Origin of the sequence: Shewanella decolorationis (assembly GCF_004354305.1) — a bacterium.
GTDB classification, from domain to species: domain Bacteria; phylum Pseudomonadota; class Gammaproteobacteria; order Enterobacterales; family Shewanellaceae; genus Shewanella; species Shewanella decolorationis.
Window position 1 is genome coordinate 1657342 of sequence record NZ_CP037898.1, and the last position, 17659, is coordinate 1675000.

Sequence of the window (17659 nt, forward strand, 5' to 3'; positions counted from 1 at the left end):
CTGCGGCGATTTAACGGTTCCAGTAAGATAATGACCAATCAAGATAGCTGAGCATAGTGATTTAAGGCTATAATCTGCCCTCACTCAGATTTAGGGGATATACCTTTGCAGTTTACTGATTTTTCTCTGGACCAGCGTCTGTTACAAAGCTTAAAGCATATGGGGATTGCGACCCCAACCGCCATCCAGGAACAAGCACTGCCTATCGCATTGGCAGGTAAAGATTTAATGGCGTCATCAAAAACAGGCTCAGGTAAGACCTTAGCGTTTTTGTTGCCAGCGATGCAAAGGGTTATCTCCACCCGCGCCTTAACCAAGCGCGATCCTAGAGTACTTATTTTATTACCAACCCGCGAATTGGCCCACCAAGTGTATAGCCAGCTACGTTTGCTGGTTGCCAACACTCAATACAAAGCCATTAGCGTATTAGGCGGTGAAAACTTTAACGATCAAGCCAAAGCGCTGGCAAAAGAGCCGCATTTTATTGTGGCAACGCCGGGACGTATCGCCGATCATTTAGAGCAAAAAAACCTCTTCCTCAATGGATTGGAACTGCTTGTCCTCGATGAAGCCGACCGTATGCTGGATCTGGGGTTTGCACCGCAATTAAAAGCGATTAACGCTGCGGCCGATCATAAGCGTCGTCAAACCTTAATGTTTTCGGCCACCTTAGATCACAGTGAAATCAATGAGATTGCCGCGGCATTACTCAAAAATCCTTCGCATGTGGCGATTGGAGCAGCCCACACTGAGCATCAGGACATTACCCAGCGGATTTATCTGTGTGATCATTTAGATCACAAAGAAGCCCTGCTCACACGTTTGCTCAGCGATGAAACCCACAAACAAGTAATTATTTTTACCGCCACCCGCGCCGATACCGAGCGCTTAGCCAGCAAACTTTCGGCGCAAGGTTTTGCCACAGCAGCCCTAAGCGGCGAGCTGAAGCAGGCGGCCCGTAATCAAATCATGGACCAATTTGCCCGCGGTCAGCAGCAGATTCTGGTGACCACAGATGTAGCATCCCGTGGTTTAGACTTACTTAATGTCTCCCTTGTCATTAACTTCGATATGCCCAAATTTGCCGAAGAATATGTCCACCGCATCGGTCGTACTGGCCGCGCGGGCGCCAAAGGTGATGCAATCTCCCTCGTTGGCCCTAAGGATTGGGATAACTTTAAGAAAGTACAACTCTTCCTTAGAAAGACCTTTGAGATCAGTGTCATTCAGGGCCTCGAAGCTAAATTTAGTGGTTTAAAAGACAAGCCAAAGACCGCCGCAACTAAAGCGGTCACTAAGGCTGGTATAAAAGCCAAAGCGAAAACCAAGTCAAAAACGGTTAAAACGGCCGCCTCCCGTGACAAACGCTTTATCACTGGGGTTGATGTGGGTGATGCGCCCATGCGTAAAAAACCTGCGGCGCCATTGCTGCAGGATAATGACGACGAGCGTTAATGATTTACTCGCGAGGGTCCATAGTGCAGACTCTCGACATTACGGGTGGGAATATGCTCCTGCCATATGTAAGAAATGTTGATATTTAAAGGTGTAACATGCGAATTTGTGGTGTTGAATTAAAAGGCGGCGAAGCCATTATCAGTCTGCTGAGCTACGAAGGTGAAACCTTCAACGTACCAAGCTGCCGTAAAGTGTCTTTTAGCGTCGCTCAATCAGCCTCAGCGGAAGCTATCCGTGAATTTCACTTCGCTTTCCATAAGTTAATGGAAGATTATAAGGTCGATGAAATCGTCGTTATCGAGCGCGAGCAAAAGGGCAAACTGGCTGGCTCTGCCACCAGCTTTAAACTTGAAGCCGCAATTCAACTCGGCGATCTGCCAGTGACCTTGTTATCACCAGTCGCAATCAAGGAACAAAACAAACGTAATCCGCCGCAGGTTGATTTTGACAGCTTAGATCTCAAACGCTTCCAACAACCCGCCTTTGAAGCCGCCTACGCTCAGCAAAATCGCCGTATTTTCGGTAAAGCTTAAAGCCCTGTGAGCTTAGCGCAACTGTAGCGCTAAGCTCGTTTCTCCACAGCTCAAAACAATGCAGACCTTAAAATATTTAAGCGGTTATAGTCCGGATATCCAACGACAAGTCCAGCAACTACTCGAAGGTGGGAAGCTTGCGGATGTTTTGCTGCGTCGTCATCCCACGGTCCACGAGATCCGCAGCGACAAAGCCCTCTATGACTATACCCAAGGGATAAAAAATCAGTTTTTACGCCAATCCTCTCCCCTGTCGAAAGTGATCTTCGATGACAAAATTAGCATGAGTCATCATGCACTTGGCTTACATTCTTACGTATCCAGAGTGCAAGGGAATAAAATCAAGGCTAAGAACGAAATCCGTATCTCTTCACGTTTAAAGCGCGTCCCCGAACCCTTGCTCAGAATGGTGGTTATACACGAACTCGCCCACTTAAAAGAGAAGGATCATAATAAAGCTTTCTATAAGTTGTGTACTTATATGGAGCCCGATTACCACCAATTCGAATTCGATCTGCGTTTACTGCTAACCTGTATCGACGCTAATCAATCGCCCTACTCAAACTAAACAAGCTTATTCGACTAGGCTCGCATTTTACTCGTCGATTTATCACGCACAGTTGACTGATAATAATTTTCATTTAGAATGAATCTGTCTTGTCCGTTACCGAACTACAGCCGTGTAAAAAGTCGTATGAAAAAGCAAAAGATTGGAAAAAAGCTAGAAAAGTGGTGTAACAAACAGGCCAAGAAACTGCAAAAACAGCTGGCAAAATCCAATCGCCCAGTCGAATTGCAAAACTTTTATTCGGCAAATACGCCAATAATGCATGCGACTCATGCTCAAAGTAAAAAACAGCAGCGTAAACACTTAAGCCAATTATTGTCCGAATATCTGGTGAAACAACAGATCCAAACCCTCGATAAGACCGCCCGCAAGAAACAACTAAAATTGGCTAAAGCCCATTTTAGTGCCGCGAATGATGCTAAATTTTTATCATCCGCCGTTATTAAGCGTATTCGTCCGTTACCCACTGAACGCAGTTTTGCACTTCGTCCCTTTAAAAAATCCCCCTGCGGAGGCTGCCCAGCTTTAAAAGGTCGTCTGTGTAAATGTGCGTTAAAGGCAATGCAGAAACGTCAGGCCAGTTAATTCATTTGACTTAACGACTTATTAGCCGTAATCCATCAAACTCAATACACGCTAGCTAGGGCAAGCCATGAGAATCGCTTATTTCGGCGCTGGTACATCTATAAGCCGATATCTACTTTTATCCTTTCAGTTGTATATGCGTGTTAATTTGGCCTACTTCACTCTCTCAATCACTTATTAAAGCAGTAAAGCTCAATCCTTATTCGCCCCAATACCAACCCTATTAAGCTTGTATGTTGATGAATACCGCGCTTTCCAGCGGTTATACTAAACGCAGCGCAAATAAAAACGCCGATGACATCAGATTCATCGGCGTTTTTATATTCGGTTCGCTCAGATTAATGAATGGCTTAGCCTAAATTCATTAACGCTTGGCGGCTCTTCACTATATTAGTGAAGGTACGTAATTCTTGATTCGCTAATTGGCTTGCCATCGGGATATCGGCTCTCATTGGGTCCACTGGCTTGCCGTTAACGTGGAATTCATAATGTAAATGTGGACCAGTAGAACGTCCGGTATTACCTGATAAAGCAATCACTTGGCCACGAGTGACTCTCTGACCTTTGCGTACTAATGCCTTAGAAAGGTGTAAATAACGTGTACGGTACTTACCACCGTGTTCAATCACAATATATTTACCCGCGAATTGGTGATCGGTGACTAAGCTTACTACACCATCGCCAGGGGCAATAACTTTAGTACCAATAGGCACTGAAAAGTCGGTACCGTTATGGGGTGAAATACGGCCAGTAATAGGATGTTTACGCGTCGGGTTAAAACGAGAACTCATGCGTGGTTGTTTGGCCAATGGAATACGTTGGAAGGCACGCACTAAGCTTTGGCCTTTCGCATCGTAATAACTACCATCGGTATGTTGGAATGCACTAATTTCAGAGCGGCCCGTTTTAATGCTCACGCCTAATATTTGGCTGCTTCCGGTTGCTTCGCCCTCAACATATTGATCATTTACCAAAACAGAAAACTTATCACCCGCACGTAAATCCCGAGCAAAATTCACTTTCTCTTTGAGTAAATCTTCAATCCGCTGAATATCGGCCGCGGCTAAACCCATTTTTTGCGCCGAAACGTAGAATGAGCCTTTAATATCGCCAGTAACAATACGGTTTTGCCATACGCCTTCAACGTTAATTTCTTCAACGTTAAAGCTGCCATCTTCGTAACGGGTAAATACGACTTGGCGGGCAGCGTTGAAATACAGTTCTAACTTTTGCAGTTGACCTTCATTATCCAGCCAAAATTGAATACGGTTACCGGGTAATAAGGTATCGAGCGCTAGAATGTTTAAGTCAGCCTCTAATACTTTATACATGGTTTGCTGATCAACACCGGCTTTAGAAAATAAAGCACTTAAGGTATCGCCTGGCGCAATAACACGTTCAAAATGGGGGGTATTATCGACAACTGGTGCCGTTTCAACAGGCTCAGAAACCTGTGGCAAAATCGTCTCAAGATCGAGCGCGACGGGAATACGTTGAGCAGTAGGAACCACATGGTTGGCATTCGGCATTAACATCGCCGCACCGATTAATAAACCACCAACTAGGAGAATATTTTTATGGGCTGAAGATAAATTCTGCAAACGAATTTGCGGAAAATTAGCCAAATTGGGTTTACCTGTCTGCAACGCTTTCACCTTTTGTTATCGTTATTGCGTTATATTTTTGAACCAGTCCCACAGGGGGAAGCCCGAATTTTCCCAACTTATCCCAAAAAACCGATTATGACAAACGCTATTTTGCACTTTTATAGCACTATTTACTAAAAACATGCGTCAGTTAGCACTTTAAACCGATTGTGTGTTCTGTATATAGATGTTAAATAGCGCAAAATAGCATTTATCATTTCAATAAAAACAAAGTGTTAAGCCAATACTTCTTCACTTAAGTCATACTAAGGCAAAATCACCTTGATTTCACTCCCATGGGAGGTTTTCAAGATATCAATTCGGGTGCCTATCTGCTCTTTCATTTCAGACACATGGGAAATCACCCCAATCATCCTGCCCGCCGACTGCAAATCCATCAGAGTTCGAATGGCAAGTTCGAGTGAGTCCTGATCTAGGCTGCCAAAGCCCTCATCAATAAATAAGGTATCGAGTTTTATCCCCCCTGCGTAGGCTTGAACCACATCCGATAAACCTAAGGCCATAGACAAGGCCGCCATAAAACTCTCACCACCACTTAAGGTCGCCACGGGACGCACTTTAGAGGTGTAGGCATCCTCGACTTCAAGCTCCAGCCCTGAGGCCTTATTGCCCTTCGCTCTGTCTTCCTTGCGCAATAACCGGTAGCGTCCCTTACTCATTAAATGCAGCCTCTGCGTAGCAGCAAGCAGCACATCGTCGAGCAATACGCTGAGCACAAAGCGTTGCAGGGAAATTTTGTTGCCCGTATTACCGTTGGCAACATCGGCCAAGGTGCCAATCACAGCGTATTCATCCTCGAGGGATTTGGCCTTTTGATCGACAATCGCCAGCTGAGTTTGGGTATTATTCAGCAACATGAGCCGAGTGTTGAGTTGACTCCATACCTCTTCCGCCGTTTTAAGCTGCGCGAGTCGCTCCGTGAGCAAGGCCTCTAAGGCATCAAGATCGGGTGATGTCGACTCGCTCAACTTGGTTTTAAGCTCAGTCAATTGCGACTGATTTAGGGCGCAGTGCCTATGATAGTTCTCTATGCCCTCAGCCAGCACCTGCATTTGCTCATCCGTTAATAAGGCCTCGCGCAATGCATCTCTATCGGTAAAAGCTGCGTTATCCAGCGCCTTAAGTAGCGCCTGCTGTGCTTGCGCCTGCAGGTCTGCGGTAGCATTACAACGCTCTATTGCCGCCGATAATGCCGTTTGCGCCGCCACACTCTGCTGCGTTGCCTGCTGCTGCGCGGTTCTGAGCACATCAATCTGACGTTTTATCTGCTCGAGTTGCTGCTGGTTATTCGCAATCGCTTGATTCAACACATCCAGTTCTCGGTATTCTTCTGGGATCCTCAGCGCTTTTTCCGCAAATTGACCCGATAACCGCTCGACTTTGCCTTCTTGCTCACGGTAACGCTCACGCTCAAGTTCTAATTGCTGCGTCAACGTCAACTCTTGTTGCTGCAAGGTTTTAATCTGTTGCTGTAACTGCTGTAGCGCTTGCGCCGCAGCGTCCGCCTGTTTCGCTTGCTGCATGAGCTTTTCTAGCGTTTGGCTATGGGATTCGAGTGACAATTCAACCTTATCGCCAAGGGCGGCTGCCAGCTCATTCGCCTGCTGTTGCTGTGTTTCTAATTGTTTTTGCAGCCCGCGATATTCAGCCCGCGCTTTATTGAGATTATCGAGCGCCAAGGCCTCGGCATCCTGCGCCGCCTGCAATTGTAGATCCGTTGGCAACTCCTCATGGCTCACCGCGGGTTGAGGATGGGCCGAACTGCCACAAACTGGGCATGGCTCATGGGGTTTTAGCTCTCTAGCTAAAATGGCTGCCTGACCTTGGAACCACTTCAGTTGCAAAGACTTATAAGCCGTTGTGGCTTCTTGATATTGGGTATTAAGTGCTTTTCCTTGTGAGCCAACCTGCTCAAGCAATCCTTGAGTGTGCGCGACTTTAACGCAGATCTGCTGCCACTGCTTGAACTGCTCGAGCATATGACGGTACTGCTGCAGTGCCTGTGCGGTGGCAAGTTGCTGCTCGCTTTGCTGCTGCAAGGCTGGCAGTTGAGCCTCACAATGGCTGCGCTGCTCCACTAGCGTTGCAAGCGTATTTTTACTCTCCTGCCCCTGCAATTTGGTGTTTTGTAGTATCTCTTTTGCTTGCGCTAAAGCTTGTTCAAGGCTGGCAAACTCAGCCAGCTGCGGCACTAACGCACTGAGATGACTATGTTGCTGCTCAACCTCACGCAGCTTATGTTCGAGGGGAATGATTTCCTGCGCCGCGGTTTCAGCTTGAGCGAGTGCAAGCTTAGCGGCATCGAGTGTCGACTGCGCGCTATCGCGCTGAGTGGCGGCGAGACTCGCTTCTTGCTCCCGCGACAAGGCGTTATCTAATAAGGGTTTTATACGCAGTGCTTGCTTGGCGATGTCAAGCCGTGCCGTCTGCGTTGCAATGTTCCCTTGTTGCTCATTCAGGCGAGATAACTCAGCCTGCAATTCCTCTAATCGAGTAAATTCAGCAAAGAGTTGCTGCGCGCTATCACGCTGTTTTAATGCCGCTAAATGCGCCGCAACGCTCAGATCCTTTGCCGCCGTCGCCGCCGCGAATTCGGGTTCAATGCGACTCAACTCTGCGGCAAGTTCATCATCGGATGTGAGTGCCGCCGTTTGCAAAATACCGTCACGGCGCGCGCGCTGCTCTTTGACAAGGTTGCGAATATCCGCCGCCTTGGCTTTTAGGGTATCTTCGATGCGTTTATAAATATGAGTTTGAAATAGCTGGCTAAAAATTTGCTCACGCGCCTTAGAATCGGCCATCAGCAATTCACGAAATTTCCCCTGCGGGAGCACCATCACTTGGCGGAACTGCTCCACATCTAGGCCAGTTAGGGCCTCGATTTCGGCCGTGGCATCTGACACTTTACTGGCGACGATAAGGGTTTCACTGCCGTCAGTGGCAATCTTATACAGCTGTGCTTCACTCTTTTGTACCGTTGAGCCATCACCGCTTTTCTTTAATCTTTCCTGCTCGGGGACGCGGCGAATACGATAACTCGTACTGCCTAATTGAAAACTAAAAGTCACCTCGGTGAGCAAGCTATCATCGGCCATATCGCAGCGCATCTGGCTGCCTTCGCGCTCGTTACCAGTGGTTTTGCCATAAAGTGCAAAACAAATTCCGTCGAGCAGCGTGGTTTTGCCCGCGCCAGTTGGCCCGTTGATCAGGAATAAGGGGTTATCCCCCAGTTCGGTAAAATCAATGGTTTGAGTCGAAGCAAAGGGGCCAAAGGCCGACATTGACAGCGTGAGTGGCTTCATGCGGATTGCTCCCCTTTTGCTGCAACGCGAGTAGATCCAACGCTATCCCCTTCATCCCTGTGAAGCTTAGTTAAAATCTCATCCATAACCGCTTGCTGTGCATCACTCAATTCCTCGCCAGAGACTTGGCTGAAAAAATCACGGAACATGGCCATCTCGCCTTTTTTGATATGGTCACGGTTGAGTGCAACGGCCTGTTCGCCCGCCATTAATCCTGTACGTTCTAGATGCAGCACATTGGGATAGACACTGCGCAGTTTGCCCATGGCATCTAAAATAGCGTGCTTATCGAGGAGTCTCACCATCAGATAATCCTCACGCTTGGCATCGGTTATCCCAAGGTCTAACAAATGCGCCAATTCCCCTTCGATAATCCGCACATCGCGTAGTGCGGTTAAGGGCAAGAGTTGGATCTGCGCCGGAGTTTGCGCAGCAACGTCCACTAAAGTGACTGACTTGTGTTGATGCTGTTCGCTAAAGGAGTATTTCAAAATCGAGCCGGAATAACGCACATGCTCGCAACCTTTATATTGCGGTCCGTGTAAGTGGCCGAGGGCAACATAGTCAAACTCACTAAAAAGCCGTGGGGAAATTTTATCGGCGCCACCAATACTCAATGGCCGCTCGGATTCAGACTCACTGCCACCATCTAAAAAGCAATGACTAACAACGACTTTAGGTAACCCTTGGCTGTCGTGGGAGTGGACTTGTTCTAACAGTAGCGCCATCGCCTCTTCATGGCTGGATACGCTGAGTCCCTTAGCATCCGCCTCAAATACTTGGCGCACGGTTGCAGGTTCAGCGTAAGGCAGCGGATAAAAGTAAGCATCGCCACTTGGGCTAGCTAAGCGGATCGGCGTTAAATCAGCCTGAAGCGGCCCAATAATGTGCAAGCCACTTGCCGCCATTTGTTTAGCCGCAAAGCCTAAGCGTTCGTGCCCGTCGTGGTTACCGGCAATCATCAGCACTTGTACTCCTAACTCTGTGATGAGGCGATTAAGCACCGCATCGAGCAAAGCCACGGCACTGGCAGGAGGAATCGACCTATCGTAAATATCCCCGGCAATAATCACCGCATCGACAGCATGCTCTTGTGCCAATGTCACAATTTGATCAAGCACATAGGCTTGGTCTTCTAAGAGTGATTGATTATGTAACTGGCGACCAATGTGCCAGTCCGAGGTATGGATAAATCTCATCGTTGCTAAACCTTAATGGATACTAAGCCGATTCTATCGCGTGGGCGCTTACCATTTAACTTGCGAAGTTTCGGCGCAAACGCTTGGCAATAACACAGTCTATTGGCCGTAAAAACGCTTTAAAAATGCTAGGTTATCCTAAACATGACTGCGGAGTATAGCGAATACCAAGGGAGTGAAGAGATTTACAGCAATAAGGCCGAAAACGGTGCTCATGGGACTATGCAGCACAAATAGGCAATCGGCCTTATCAAGGGAGAGGCAAATACGATAGCGGCTATATCAAAACAGGTGATATTGGCTCGCTAACAGTTTCACACTCATGGCTAAGGACATAGTCACCACTAAAGGCTTAATGATCTTAGTGCCCTTGGTCACGACTAAGCGCGAACCTAAGGTCGCACCGATTGCCTGCCCGGCAAGCATCACTAAACCAAGTACCCAAATCACTTTGCAGCCTAAGGTAAAGAAGATAAGCGAAGCGATATTGGTCGAGAAGTTTAACACCTTGGCGTGTGCAGTCGCTTTTGCCAGACCAAAACCGGCCAAGGTCACAAAGGCCAGCGCGAAGAAACTCCCTGTGCCTGGGCCAAAAAAGCCATCGTACAGACCCACACCGAGTGCGGCGGTAAAGGCAAAGGCAGTAGGCGTTAACACTTGGTGACGGTCATCTTCCGAAATCTTTTTCGAAAACAGGAAATAACAACCAATCGCGAGAATTAAAAAGGGTAAGACTAATTCCAATACTTTGGCATCGACCAACTGCACCAGAATCGTGCCTAAGGCGGCGCCCGCAAAGGCACAGATAAGAGACAGTTTAACGGCCTTCAAATCGACCAACCCCTTACGCACAAAGTACAAGCTCGCAAAAAAGCTGCCACCGCAGGCCTGTAATTTGTTAGTACCAAGAGCCACCGCTGGCGGTAAACCCGCCCACATTAACGCAGGGATAGTCAGCAATCCCCCACCGCCGGCGATAGAGTCGATAAACCCCGCCACCATAGCCACGCCAAAGAGTAATGCCGCAATTTGTAAAGTTAGTTCAAATTCCATGATTGTTATTATTGAGTAATAGGAGCTAAGGCTTCGCATTAGACTGCGTTTGCCTTATAAACGCAAAGGAGTTATTGTCGCGATAGCGTGAGCAAAGCTCACACTAAATACTCTTATCATTTACTCGATTCGGATACGCCTATGTTTACTTCCTTGCCGCCCCTCAATGCATTACGGGCATTCGAGTCTGCCGCCCGCTTGCAAAGCATGACTCTTGCAAGCAAAGAGTTACATGTCACCCACGGCGCCATCAGTAAACAAATCCGTGTATTAGAAGAATTCTTAGGTTTTGCCCTCTTTGTGCGCCTGCATAAAAAAGTCGCACTCACGGACGAAGCCAAACGCTACTTGCCCCATGTGCAAGCGGCTCTGCAAACCTTATCAAGCGCCACCGCCGATTTACGCAGCCAAGGTTCACGACCACAAACCTTAGCCATCAATGTGTTACCCAGTTTAACCATCAACTGGTTAATCCCCCGGATGGAGCAATTTAAATCTCGGCATCCGCATTTGTATGTGGATCTTTCGATTGGTGACTTTGCCGTCGATTTCAGCCAAGGCCGTTATGACATTGCCATTCGCAGTAGCACTCAACTCCCCAGAGGGGTTAATTACATCAAGCTGATGGATGAAGACTTGTGCTTAGTGTGCGCACCGTCACTCGCGCCTAAGCTCAAAAGCATCGAAGACATCAATCAAGTTACGCTGCTGAAACACACCACACGGCCAGAGCTTTGGGAATATTGGGCGGATAAAGTGGGACTGGTGCTCACGCAGGCGCAAACTTTTGGCGTCGAGCATTTTTATATGTTGAGTCAAGCCGCTGCCAGTGGCATGGGCGCTGCGCTGATCCCACGTTTTTTTATCGAAGAACAATTGGCCAATGGCAGCTTGGTGATCCCGTTTGAAGCGCCTTTTACCAGCCCATACGCCTATTACTTACTCACGCCCAAATCCCCTAGCCTACCGCTAAAAGTTCAAGCCTTTATCGATTGGATGCTCGATCTGTTCGCGGCCTATCGAAACCAAGCCTGAACTTAAAATTCAAAAACCACCCGAAGGTGGTTTTTGTGCTTGGATTCTAACGGCCTTACATGGTCGCCATGGTCCAATAGTCGAGGCGTTTTTGAGGATCGGCTAACAGGTTTTTACACTCTTCTTTATATTTACCCATTAAGGCACCTAAATTACTAGAACCGCCTAAGCTCTTAATTTGACGCTCTTTAGCCTCAGCAACGCCTTTAGTAACCTCAGCCTCTGACTGATATTTCTTCGCTAAATTTTCTGCTTCAACTTTAGAGGTTTTTAAGCGCTCACCAACAGCCTGCATTTGCGGTGCATTCATAGCACCAATCGCTTCAGAGCTAATTTGATAATAGGCTGCACATTCAATGGCTTCTTTAGCCAAAGCCTTTTCTGCTTCATCGGCCAAGGCACTGTGGCTCACGGTCAACATAAGGCCTGCAATAGCAAAAGCTTTCAACATTGATATCGTCCTTTTTATTGGTAATTTAGAATAAACTACTTAAGCTGCGAGTTTAGCTCAAGTTCATAGGTTAAAAATTTATTTTCACGGATAAATCCAAGTGCTTCGTATAGCCCTTGTGCACGAATATTTTCTTTTTGAGTCTCCAGTACCAAATAACTCGCCCCATGGGTGCGCGCATAATCTGCTGCTCGCTGTACTAGAGCCCTCCCCAGCCCAACACAACGTGCATGTTGAGTCACAAACACATCATTAAGAATAAAAATGGGCGCTAATCGAAGTGATGAAAAACTCGGATATAACTGCACAAAACCTAATCCCATTCCTTGGGGAGAGCGTGCAAAAAAGATCACCGATGAACCTTCATCCAAACGAGCCTGAATAAACAGTCTTGCCGCATCTAAGTCAGCCTGACAACCGTAAAACTGCCGATATTCATTAAATAACACGGCAATATCAGCACTGTGGGATACATCAGCTCGAGTAATAATGTTTGCCATCGGCCTTTGAACCTCAAATGAATTTGTGTCGACGTTTCACTCACAGCATCGAGCGAACTTCATCGGTTGATATCAAACTAACGGTCGCTGTTGTAAGCGAAATATTAGGTTTTGCTTCACGGTCATCCACTCTGAATCGATAATGGAATACACAACCGTGTCACGAATAGTGCCATCCTTAAGAATTTTATTATTACGCAACACACCATCTTGCTTAGCTCCTAAACGGGCAATGGCCTGACGCGAGGCTTGATTGTGCCAATGCGTTCGAAACTCCACCGCTATCGCATTAAGGGATTCAAATGCAAAGGTGAGCAGCAATAATTTAGCTTCAGTATTGATCCCTGTGCGCTGAGCACGTTTAGCGTACCAAGTGTAGCCAATCTCTACGTGGCGATGTTCTTTCTCCCAATGGCAGAGACGAGTACAACCAACGACTTCCCCTGATACTCTATCGCGCACTGCGAAGGGGAAACTTTCTCCGCGCGCTTTTTCTTCTAAGGCTTTTAACACGTAGGCTTTCATCGCACTCGGCTCTGGTACGCTGGTAAACCATAATTGCCATAGTTCACCATCCATCACGGCTAAGCTCAGTGCCGCCACATGGGACAAAGATAAAGGCTCGAGAACAACATGCTCACCTGTTAAACAATTCGAAAGTTCACTATTGTCCATTATTTCATCCTTATGCCATCTCAGATTAAAAGTGTGTTCTTGCGCACATTTTTTATTAGCCTAACATTTATAGAAAATAAAAAAACCCACAATTTCAACGTGATTTGATAAAAATTCTATTAGGACCATTGCTAAGATTTTCTTAAGCTTCGTATTTGAAAATGACAGGTTAATGAATATGGCAAAGCGCTTTAACCGTTAAGAAAACGACAAAGGCGGCAAACATCCGCCTTTATTTGAATCATTTAAACATAAGGCCTGCCAATACATTCACGTACTTGGCAAGCCTTTATGGCTATTATGGATGAACTAACATAGTGATGTTTAGCTCATCGAGTTAACCAAGTACCGCAAGGAGGATCCCTGCCGCAACCGCAGAGCCTAATACTCCAGCAACATTTGGCCCCATGGCGTGCATCAGCAAAAAGTTATGGTGATTAGCTTCTAACCCCACCTTATTCACCACCCTTGCCGCCATGGGCACTGCCGATACGCCCGCCGCGCCAATTAACGGGTTGACCTTACCGCCGGTTAATTTGCACATCAGTTTTGCCATCAGCACCCCTGCAGCGGTACCAATCCCGAACGCCAACGCACCCAAAACCAAGATCCCTAAGGTTTCGACGCGCAAGAATTGCTCCGCAGAAAGTTTAGAACCGACGGCCAAGCCTAAGAAAATCGTGACGATATTAATCAGCTCGTTTTGCGCCGTTTTCGATAATCTATCTACCACACCCGACTCACGCATTAGGTTGCCAAGGCAAAACATGCCAACCAGAGGAGTCGCTGCGGGTAAGAATAGAATCGTTAAGCCCAATACCATCAGCGGGAAAATGATCTTCTCCTTTTTACTCACCTCCCTAAGCTGCTCCATCTTTATCTCACGCTCGGCTTGGGTCGTGAGTAAACGCATGATCGGCGGCTGGATAATTGGCACCAGCGCCATATAGGAATAGGCCGCCACAGCAATCGCTCCCAACAACTCAGGCGCAAGCTTAGAGGCAAGGAAAATCGCCGTTGGTCCATCCGCGCCACCGATAATGGCAATGGCAGCGGCATCCTGCATGGTAAATTCAAAACCAGGCACCAGATTTAGCGCTATCGCCCCAATTAAGGTTGCGAAAATCCCAAACTGCGCCGCTGCGCCAAGTAGCAAGGTCTTTGGATTGGCAATCAGCGCACTAAAATCTGTTAGCGCTCCTACCCCCATAAAGATCAGCAGCGGAAACACCCCAGTTTCAATCCCAACATGGTAGGCGTAATACAGCATACCGCCCTCTTCGGTAAAGCCCGCATTGGGGATATTTGCCAGTACGGCGCCAAAACCAATGGGCAACAGCAGTAGGGGCTCAAAGCCACGCACGATCGCAAGATATAACAGCAAGGCGCCAACAGCCATCATTAGCGCTTGCCCTGCAGTAAAATGGGCGATGCCCGTTTCGGCCCAGAAAGCCAGTAAACCATCCATAACAACTCCTAGGCTAAGGCCAATAATTGAGAACCCACTGCAACCGAATCCCCTTCTTTCACAAAGAGATGGGTAATAATACCATCCCCCTGTGCGCGGATTTCGGTCTCCATTTTCATGGCCTCTAGGATGATAACGACATCGCCGGCACACACCTTGTCACCAATGCCGACATGCACTTTGAAGATATTGCCCGATAGCGGCGCACTCATCTTAAGTTTCACTTCACTGGTTTGAGGCACTGGTGCAGCGCTCGGCTGAGAAGGATTAGCTTGACCAAGCTGCTGTGCGGCTTGCCCTTGAGCTTGGATTTGACTAATTTCGCCGCCCTCGGCGACTTCAACCACATAAGTTTGCCCCTCAACCGTGACGGTATAGGTTTCGGCCTCTCGCGGCGTAGCAGGTAACACTGGCGCAAATTCAGGTTTTGGCTCAAAGGCGGTTGGATCGTGACGGTGTTTTAAAAACTGTAAGCCTATCTGTGGGAAGAGCGCATAGATGAGTAAATCATCGTCCAGAGACTTTTCCTTACTCTCTGAGACGAGACTAATCCCTTGGTCCTGCACCTTTGATAATAACTCCGTACGCAGTTTGTCCAACTCTGGTGCGAGTAAATCCGCAGGACGGCAGGTTATCGCCGCCGCGCCGTTTAGCACTCTGGCCTGCAACTCAGGATTAACCGGGGCTGGAGTAGCACCATATTCGCCCCTTAACACGCCTTCAGTCTCTTTCGTTAACGATTGATATCTTTGCCCCATCAGTACGTTGATAACCGCCTGTGAGCCAACAATTTGCGAGGTTGGCGTAACCAAAGGCAGAAAACCTAGATCCTGACGTACCCTAGGGATCTCCTCCAGCACAGCATCGAGCTTATCAGCCGCGCCTTGTTCTTTGAGCTGACTCTCCATGTTCGTCAACATGCCACCGGGCACTTGAGCCCGAAGAATGCGCGAATCAATGCCCTTTAATGCCCCTTCAAACTTGGCGTACTTTTTCCGCACTTCACGGAAATAGGCGGCAATCTCTTCAAGCAAGGCAAGATCATAGTGAGTTTCACGCTCAGTCTCCGCCACTATGGCAACCACGGTTTCAGTTGCCGTATGACCATAGGTTTGGCTCATGGAAGAAATCGCGGTATCGAGCACATCGATTCCTGCCTCTATCGCCTTTTGATAGGTTGCGGTACTCAGGCCTGTGGTGGCGTGGCAATGCAATGAGAGCATGAGTTGAGTTTGTGATTTTAAGCGACTGATCAGCTCAAAGGCTTCCATCGGCTTCAGCAGACCCGCCATATCTTTAATACACAGTGAATGACAGCCCATGTCCTCAAGACGCTTTGCCATATCGACCCAAGTATCAACCGTATGAACAGGGCTGGTCGTATAGGAAATTGTGCCCTGCGCGTGCCCACCGACGTCACGCACCGCTTTTACCGCCATCTCGAGGTTACGCACATCATTCATCGCATCAAAGATACGGAACACATCGACCCCATTGGCATGGGCACGTTCGACAAAACGTGTCACTAAATCATCGGCATAATGGCGATAACCCAAAAGGTTTTGTCCGCGCAGTAACATCTGCTGAGGCGTATTGGGCATTAACTTTTTCAGCTCACGGATCCTATCCCAAGGATCTTCACCCAAATAACGGATACAGGCATCAAAGGTCGCTCCGCCCCAAGACTCGAGCGACCAAAATCCCACTTTATCTAGCAGAGGTGCTATCGGAAGCATGTCATCAATGCGTAAACGCGTTGCTAAAATAGACTGATGTGCATCCCTCAAGACGACATCGGTTAACTGTAATGGCTTAGACGCCACAATCGAATTTACTCGGTTCATATGGCGCTCCATTATCTAGCCTGAGAACGATAGTGCTGGACGGCTAAGCTGATCGCTGCCACCAATTTAGGATCTAAAGTGTTTGCAGCTCCGGTCGAGCTCGCATCATTCGCCTTTAACGGATCTGCAGCTTTGGGCTCTTCACGGCACCACTTAGCAACCAGATGTACACCTAATATCAATACACTTAAAAATAAATAGACCAGCCCCATCCCCAATAACATGATGCCAACTGCATCTAAAAGCTGTTGTATTAGCTCCCCTTTCACGTCAGTACCTCCTCAAGCTTCTCAACCCGCATCAAGTATTAAATTTACAACTACACAACATCTCCATTGATAACAAACTCAATCGCCGAATGTAAATTGGTAAGACCAATTTACATAAAATCGACAACAAGTGTCTGAGGGATCCTTAGTGAACGACCGATAAAATGAATATTCGTTAATGAAACGACAAAGCAGAAATTTTTATTGAGGAGTAAGGACGGAATGAAGATACCAGCCAAGATGAAACCAAAAGCAAAAATAGGCTGACAATAAGGTTCTGACTCACCCTTAAACGAGCGTACAAAGAGTACAAGCTTTAAATTTACTGATTAGTCCTATAAGGACAAAAATCAAAGGGGTCTCAATGCGCTACAGTATTTAGACCAAGCAGCCATTTAAATGAATGATGCTAAGGGTGTTGTAGAATGAAAAAACGGAGCAAAGAGGGGCTCTCTGTTTATATTCCGTATGAGGCGATAAATTAAAAAGTCAGTAATTAAAGAAGTATTCTGAGGAATAGTATATTGAAATTGAAAAAGCAAAAACAAAAAAGCCAGCTTATGCAGCTGGCTTCATTGTTTAATTAGGCGCTTGGCGATGACCTACTCTCACATGGGGAGACCCCACACTACCATCGGCGCGATTGCGTTTCACTTCTGAGTTCGGGATGGGTTCAGGTGGGACCACAATGCTATTGTCACCAAGCAAAAAATTGTCTGGAACAATTTTTAACGCGCTTTAGCGCGGCCCGTTAGGGTCAACTACAGGGAGGTAGTTGATAAATTCTTATTCCAGTAAATTCGGAAAGCTGGTTTGAGTTGCACTTCTTAAGTGTTCATATTCAAGCTAAGTACTGTACGACCTCCAGGGAAGGAGGAAGTACTGGAAAATGTCTGGAACATTTTCAGTAAAACCCATCTGGGTTGTATGGTTAAGCCTCTCGAGTCATTAGTATCAGTTAGCTCAACGCCTCACAACGCTTACACACCTGACCTATCAACGTCCTAGTCTCGAACGGCTCTTTAGTGGACTTAAAGTCCAAGGGATGACTC

The 17659-nt window shown here is 47.3% G+C and carries 15 protein-coding genes, 1 rRNA gene and 1 other annotated feature (1 of these 17 cut by a window edge); of the genes, 5 read left to right on the forward strand and 11 right to left on the reverse strand.

The window, feature by feature from the left end:
• Positions 1-105 precede the first annotated feature (105 nt).
• The 4 genes from EYR25_RS07635 to EYR25_RS07650 all read left to right on the forward strand — a co-directional run bounded on the left by EYR25_RS07635 (position 106) and on the right by EYR25_RS07650 (position 3144).
• On the forward strand, positions 106-1455 hold the full coding sequence (locus EYR25_RS07635; RefSeq protein WP_133179095.1) for a DEAD/DEAH box helicase: 1350 nt from the start codon (positions 106-108) through the stop codon (positions 1453-1455).
• Between the two features lie 98 nt (positions 1456-1553).
• Positions 1554-1991 carry a DUF3010 family protein gene (locus EYR25_RS07640; RefSeq protein WP_133179097.1) on the forward strand — a complete coding sequence of 146 codons (438 nt, stop codon included), beginning with the start codon at positions 1554-1556 and terminating at the stop codon, positions 1989-1991.
• Between the two features lie 58 nt (positions 1992-2049).
• Positions 2050-2559: a M48 metallopeptidase family protein gene (locus EYR25_RS07645; protein ID WP_133179099.1), complete on the forward strand. Its 510-nt coding sequence runs from the start codon at positions 2050-2052 to the stop codon at positions 2557-2559.
• Between the two features lie 126 nt (positions 2560-2685).
• On the forward strand, positions 2686-3144 hold the full coding sequence (locus EYR25_RS07650) for a hypothetical protein (RefSeq protein ID WP_133179101.1): 459 nt from the start codon (positions 2686-2688) through the stop codon (positions 3142-3144).
• A 350-nt stretch (positions 3145-3494) separates the two neighbouring features.
• Here EYR25_RS07650 and EYR25_RS07655 read toward each other — a convergent pair whose 3' ends face one another.
• From EYR25_RS07655 to EYR25_RS07670, 4 genes are all read right to left on the reverse strand, one after another.
• On the reverse strand, positions 3495-4790 hold the full coding sequence (locus EYR25_RS07655; protein ID WP_133182788.1) for a peptidoglycan DD-metalloendopeptidase family protein: 1296 nt from the start codon (positions 4788-4790) through the stop codon (positions 3495-3497).
• A 266-nt stretch (positions 4791-5056) separates the two neighbouring features.
• Positions 5057-8113 carry an SbcC/MukB-like Walker B domain-containing protein gene (locus EYR25_RS07660; protein ID WP_133179103.1) on the reverse strand — a complete coding sequence of 1019 codons (3057 nt, stop codon included), beginning with the start codon at positions 8111-8113 and terminating at the stop codon, positions 5057-5059.
• Positions 8110-9312: an exonuclease SbcCD subunit D gene (locus EYR25_RS07665; protein WP_133179105.1), complete on the reverse strand. Its 1203-nt coding sequence runs from the start codon at positions 9310-9312 to the stop codon at positions 8110-8112. Before EYR25_RS07665 ends, EYR25_RS07660 begins: the two co-directional genes overlap by 4 nt.
• A 282-nt stretch (positions 9313-9594) precedes the next feature.
• The gene (locus EYR25_RS07670; RefSeq protein ID WP_165953476.1) at positions 9595-10365 is read right to left on the reverse strand and encodes a TSUP family transporter; all 771 of its coding nucleotides are present in this window, start codon (positions 10363-10365) and stop codon (positions 9595-9597) included.
• Between the two features lie 141 nt (positions 10366-10506).
• On the opposite strand from EYR25_RS07670, the gene EYR25_RS07675 reads away from it, so the two are divergent.
• Positions 10507-11400, forward strand: coding sequence for a LysR family transcriptional regulator (locus tag EYR25_RS07675; protein WP_133179109.1), 894 nt, complete (start codon positions 10507-10509; stop codon positions 11398-11400).
• Positions 11401-11455: 55 nt separating this feature from the next.
• Here the strand turns inward: EYR25_RS07675 and EYR25_RS07680 are convergent, their stop codons facing one another.
• From EYR25_RS07680 to rrf, 7 genes are all read right to left on the reverse strand, one after another.
• Positions 11456-11851 carry a hypothetical protein gene (locus tag EYR25_RS07680; protein WP_023267798.1) on the reverse strand — a complete coding sequence of 132 codons (396 nt, stop codon included), beginning with the start codon at positions 11849-11851 and terminating at the stop codon, positions 11456-11458.
• 35 nt (positions 11852-11886) lie between these two features.
• Positions 11887-12351 (reverse strand): GNAT family N-acetyltransferase, encoded by a 465-nt coding sequence (locus tag EYR25_RS07685; protein ID WP_023267797.1) that lies wholly within the window; start codon positions 12349-12351, stop codon positions 11887-11889.
• Between the two features lie 72 nt (positions 12352-12423).
• Complete coding sequence (locus tag EYR25_RS07690) at positions 12424-13026, reverse strand: GNAT family N-acetyltransferase (protein WP_133179111.1); 603 nt, start codon at positions 13024-13026, stop codon at positions 12424-12426.
• A gap of 337 nt (positions 13027-13363) precedes the next feature.
• Complete coding sequence (locus tag EYR25_RS07695; protein ID WP_011717987.1) at positions 13364-14494, reverse strand: sodium ion-translocating decarboxylase subunit beta; 1131 nt, start codon at positions 14492-14494, stop codon at positions 13364-13366.
• Between the two features lie 8 nt (positions 14495-14502).
• A complete protein-coding gene (gene oadA / locus EYR25_RS07700; RefSeq protein ID WP_133179113.1) occupies positions 14503-16338 on the reverse strand; it encodes a sodium-extruding oxaloacetate decarboxylase subunit alpha in 1836 nt (611 codons plus the stop codon).
• An 11-nt stretch (positions 16339-16349) separates the two neighbouring features.
• Positions 16350-16562 (reverse strand): OadG family protein, encoded by a 213-nt coding sequence (locus tag EYR25_RS07705; protein ID WP_243729965.1) that lies wholly within the window; start codon positions 16560-16562, stop codon positions 16350-16352.
• A 634-nt stretch (positions 16563-17196) separates the two neighbouring features.
• Positions 17197-17312 (reverse strand): 5S ribosomal RNA (gene rrf, locus EYR25_RS07710).
• Positions 17313-17547: 235 nt separating this feature from the next.
• Positions 17548-17659: a sequence feature (23S ribosomal RNA rRNA prediction is too short), on the reverse strand (it continues 761 nt past the right edge of the window).

What these genes read in the sequence shown, in the direction of transcription:
- EYR25_RS07640 (WP_133179097.1), top strand. Translation starts at nt 1,554, where the DNA reads ATGCGAATTTGTGGTGTTGAATTAAAAGGCGGCGAAGCCATTATCAGT.
- EYR25_RS07645 (WP_133179099.1), top strand. Translation starts at nt 2,050, where the DNA reads ATGCAGACCTTAAAATATTTAAGCGGTTATAGTCCGGATATCCAACGA.
- EYR25_RS07650 (WP_133179101.1), top strand. Translation starts at nt 2,686, where the DNA reads ATGAAAAAGCAAAAGATTGGAAAAAAGCTAGAAAAGTGGTGTAACAAA.
- EYR25_RS07660 (WP_133179103.1), bottom strand. Translation starts at nt 8,113, where the DNA reads ATGAAGCCACTCACGCTGTCAATGTCGGCCTTTGGCCCCTTTGCTTCG.
- EYR25_RS07665 (WP_133179105.1), bottom strand. Translation starts at nt 9,312, where the DNA reads ATGAGATTTATCCATACCTCGGACTGGCACATTGGTCGCCAGTTACAT.
- EYR25_RS07670 (WP_165953476.1), bottom strand. Translation starts at nt 10,365, where the DNA reads ATGGAATTTGAACTAACTTTACAAATTGCGGCATTACTCTTTGGCGTG.
- EYR25_RS07675 (WP_133179109.1), top strand. Translation starts at nt 10,507, where the DNA reads ATGTTTACTTCCTTGCCGCCCCTCAATGCATTACGGGCATTCGAGTCT.
- EYR25_RS07680 (WP_023267798.1), bottom strand. Translation starts at nt 11,851, where the DNA reads ATGTTGAAAGCTTTTGCTATTGCAGGCCTTATGTTGACCGTGAGCCAC.
- EYR25_RS07685 (WP_023267797.1), bottom strand. Translation starts at nt 12,351, where the DNA reads ATGGCAAACATTATTACTCGAGCTGATGTATCCCACAGTGCTGATATT.
- EYR25_RS07690 (WP_133179111.1), bottom strand. Translation starts at nt 13,026, where the DNA reads ATGGACAATAGTGAACTTTCGAATTGTTTAACAGGTGAGCATGTTGTT.
- EYR25_RS07695 (WP_011717987.1), bottom strand. Translation starts at nt 14,494, where the DNA reads ATGGATGGTTTACTGGCTTTCTGGGCCGAAACGGGCATCGCCCATTTT.
- oadA (WP_133179113.1), bottom strand. Translation starts at nt 16,338, where the DNA reads ATGAACCGAGTAAATTCGATTGTGGCGTCTAAGCCATTACAGTTAACC.
- EYR25_RS07705 (WP_243729965.1), bottom strand. Translation starts at nt 16,562, where the DNA reads ATGTTATTGGGGATGGGGCTGGTCTATTTATTTTTAAGTGTATTGATA.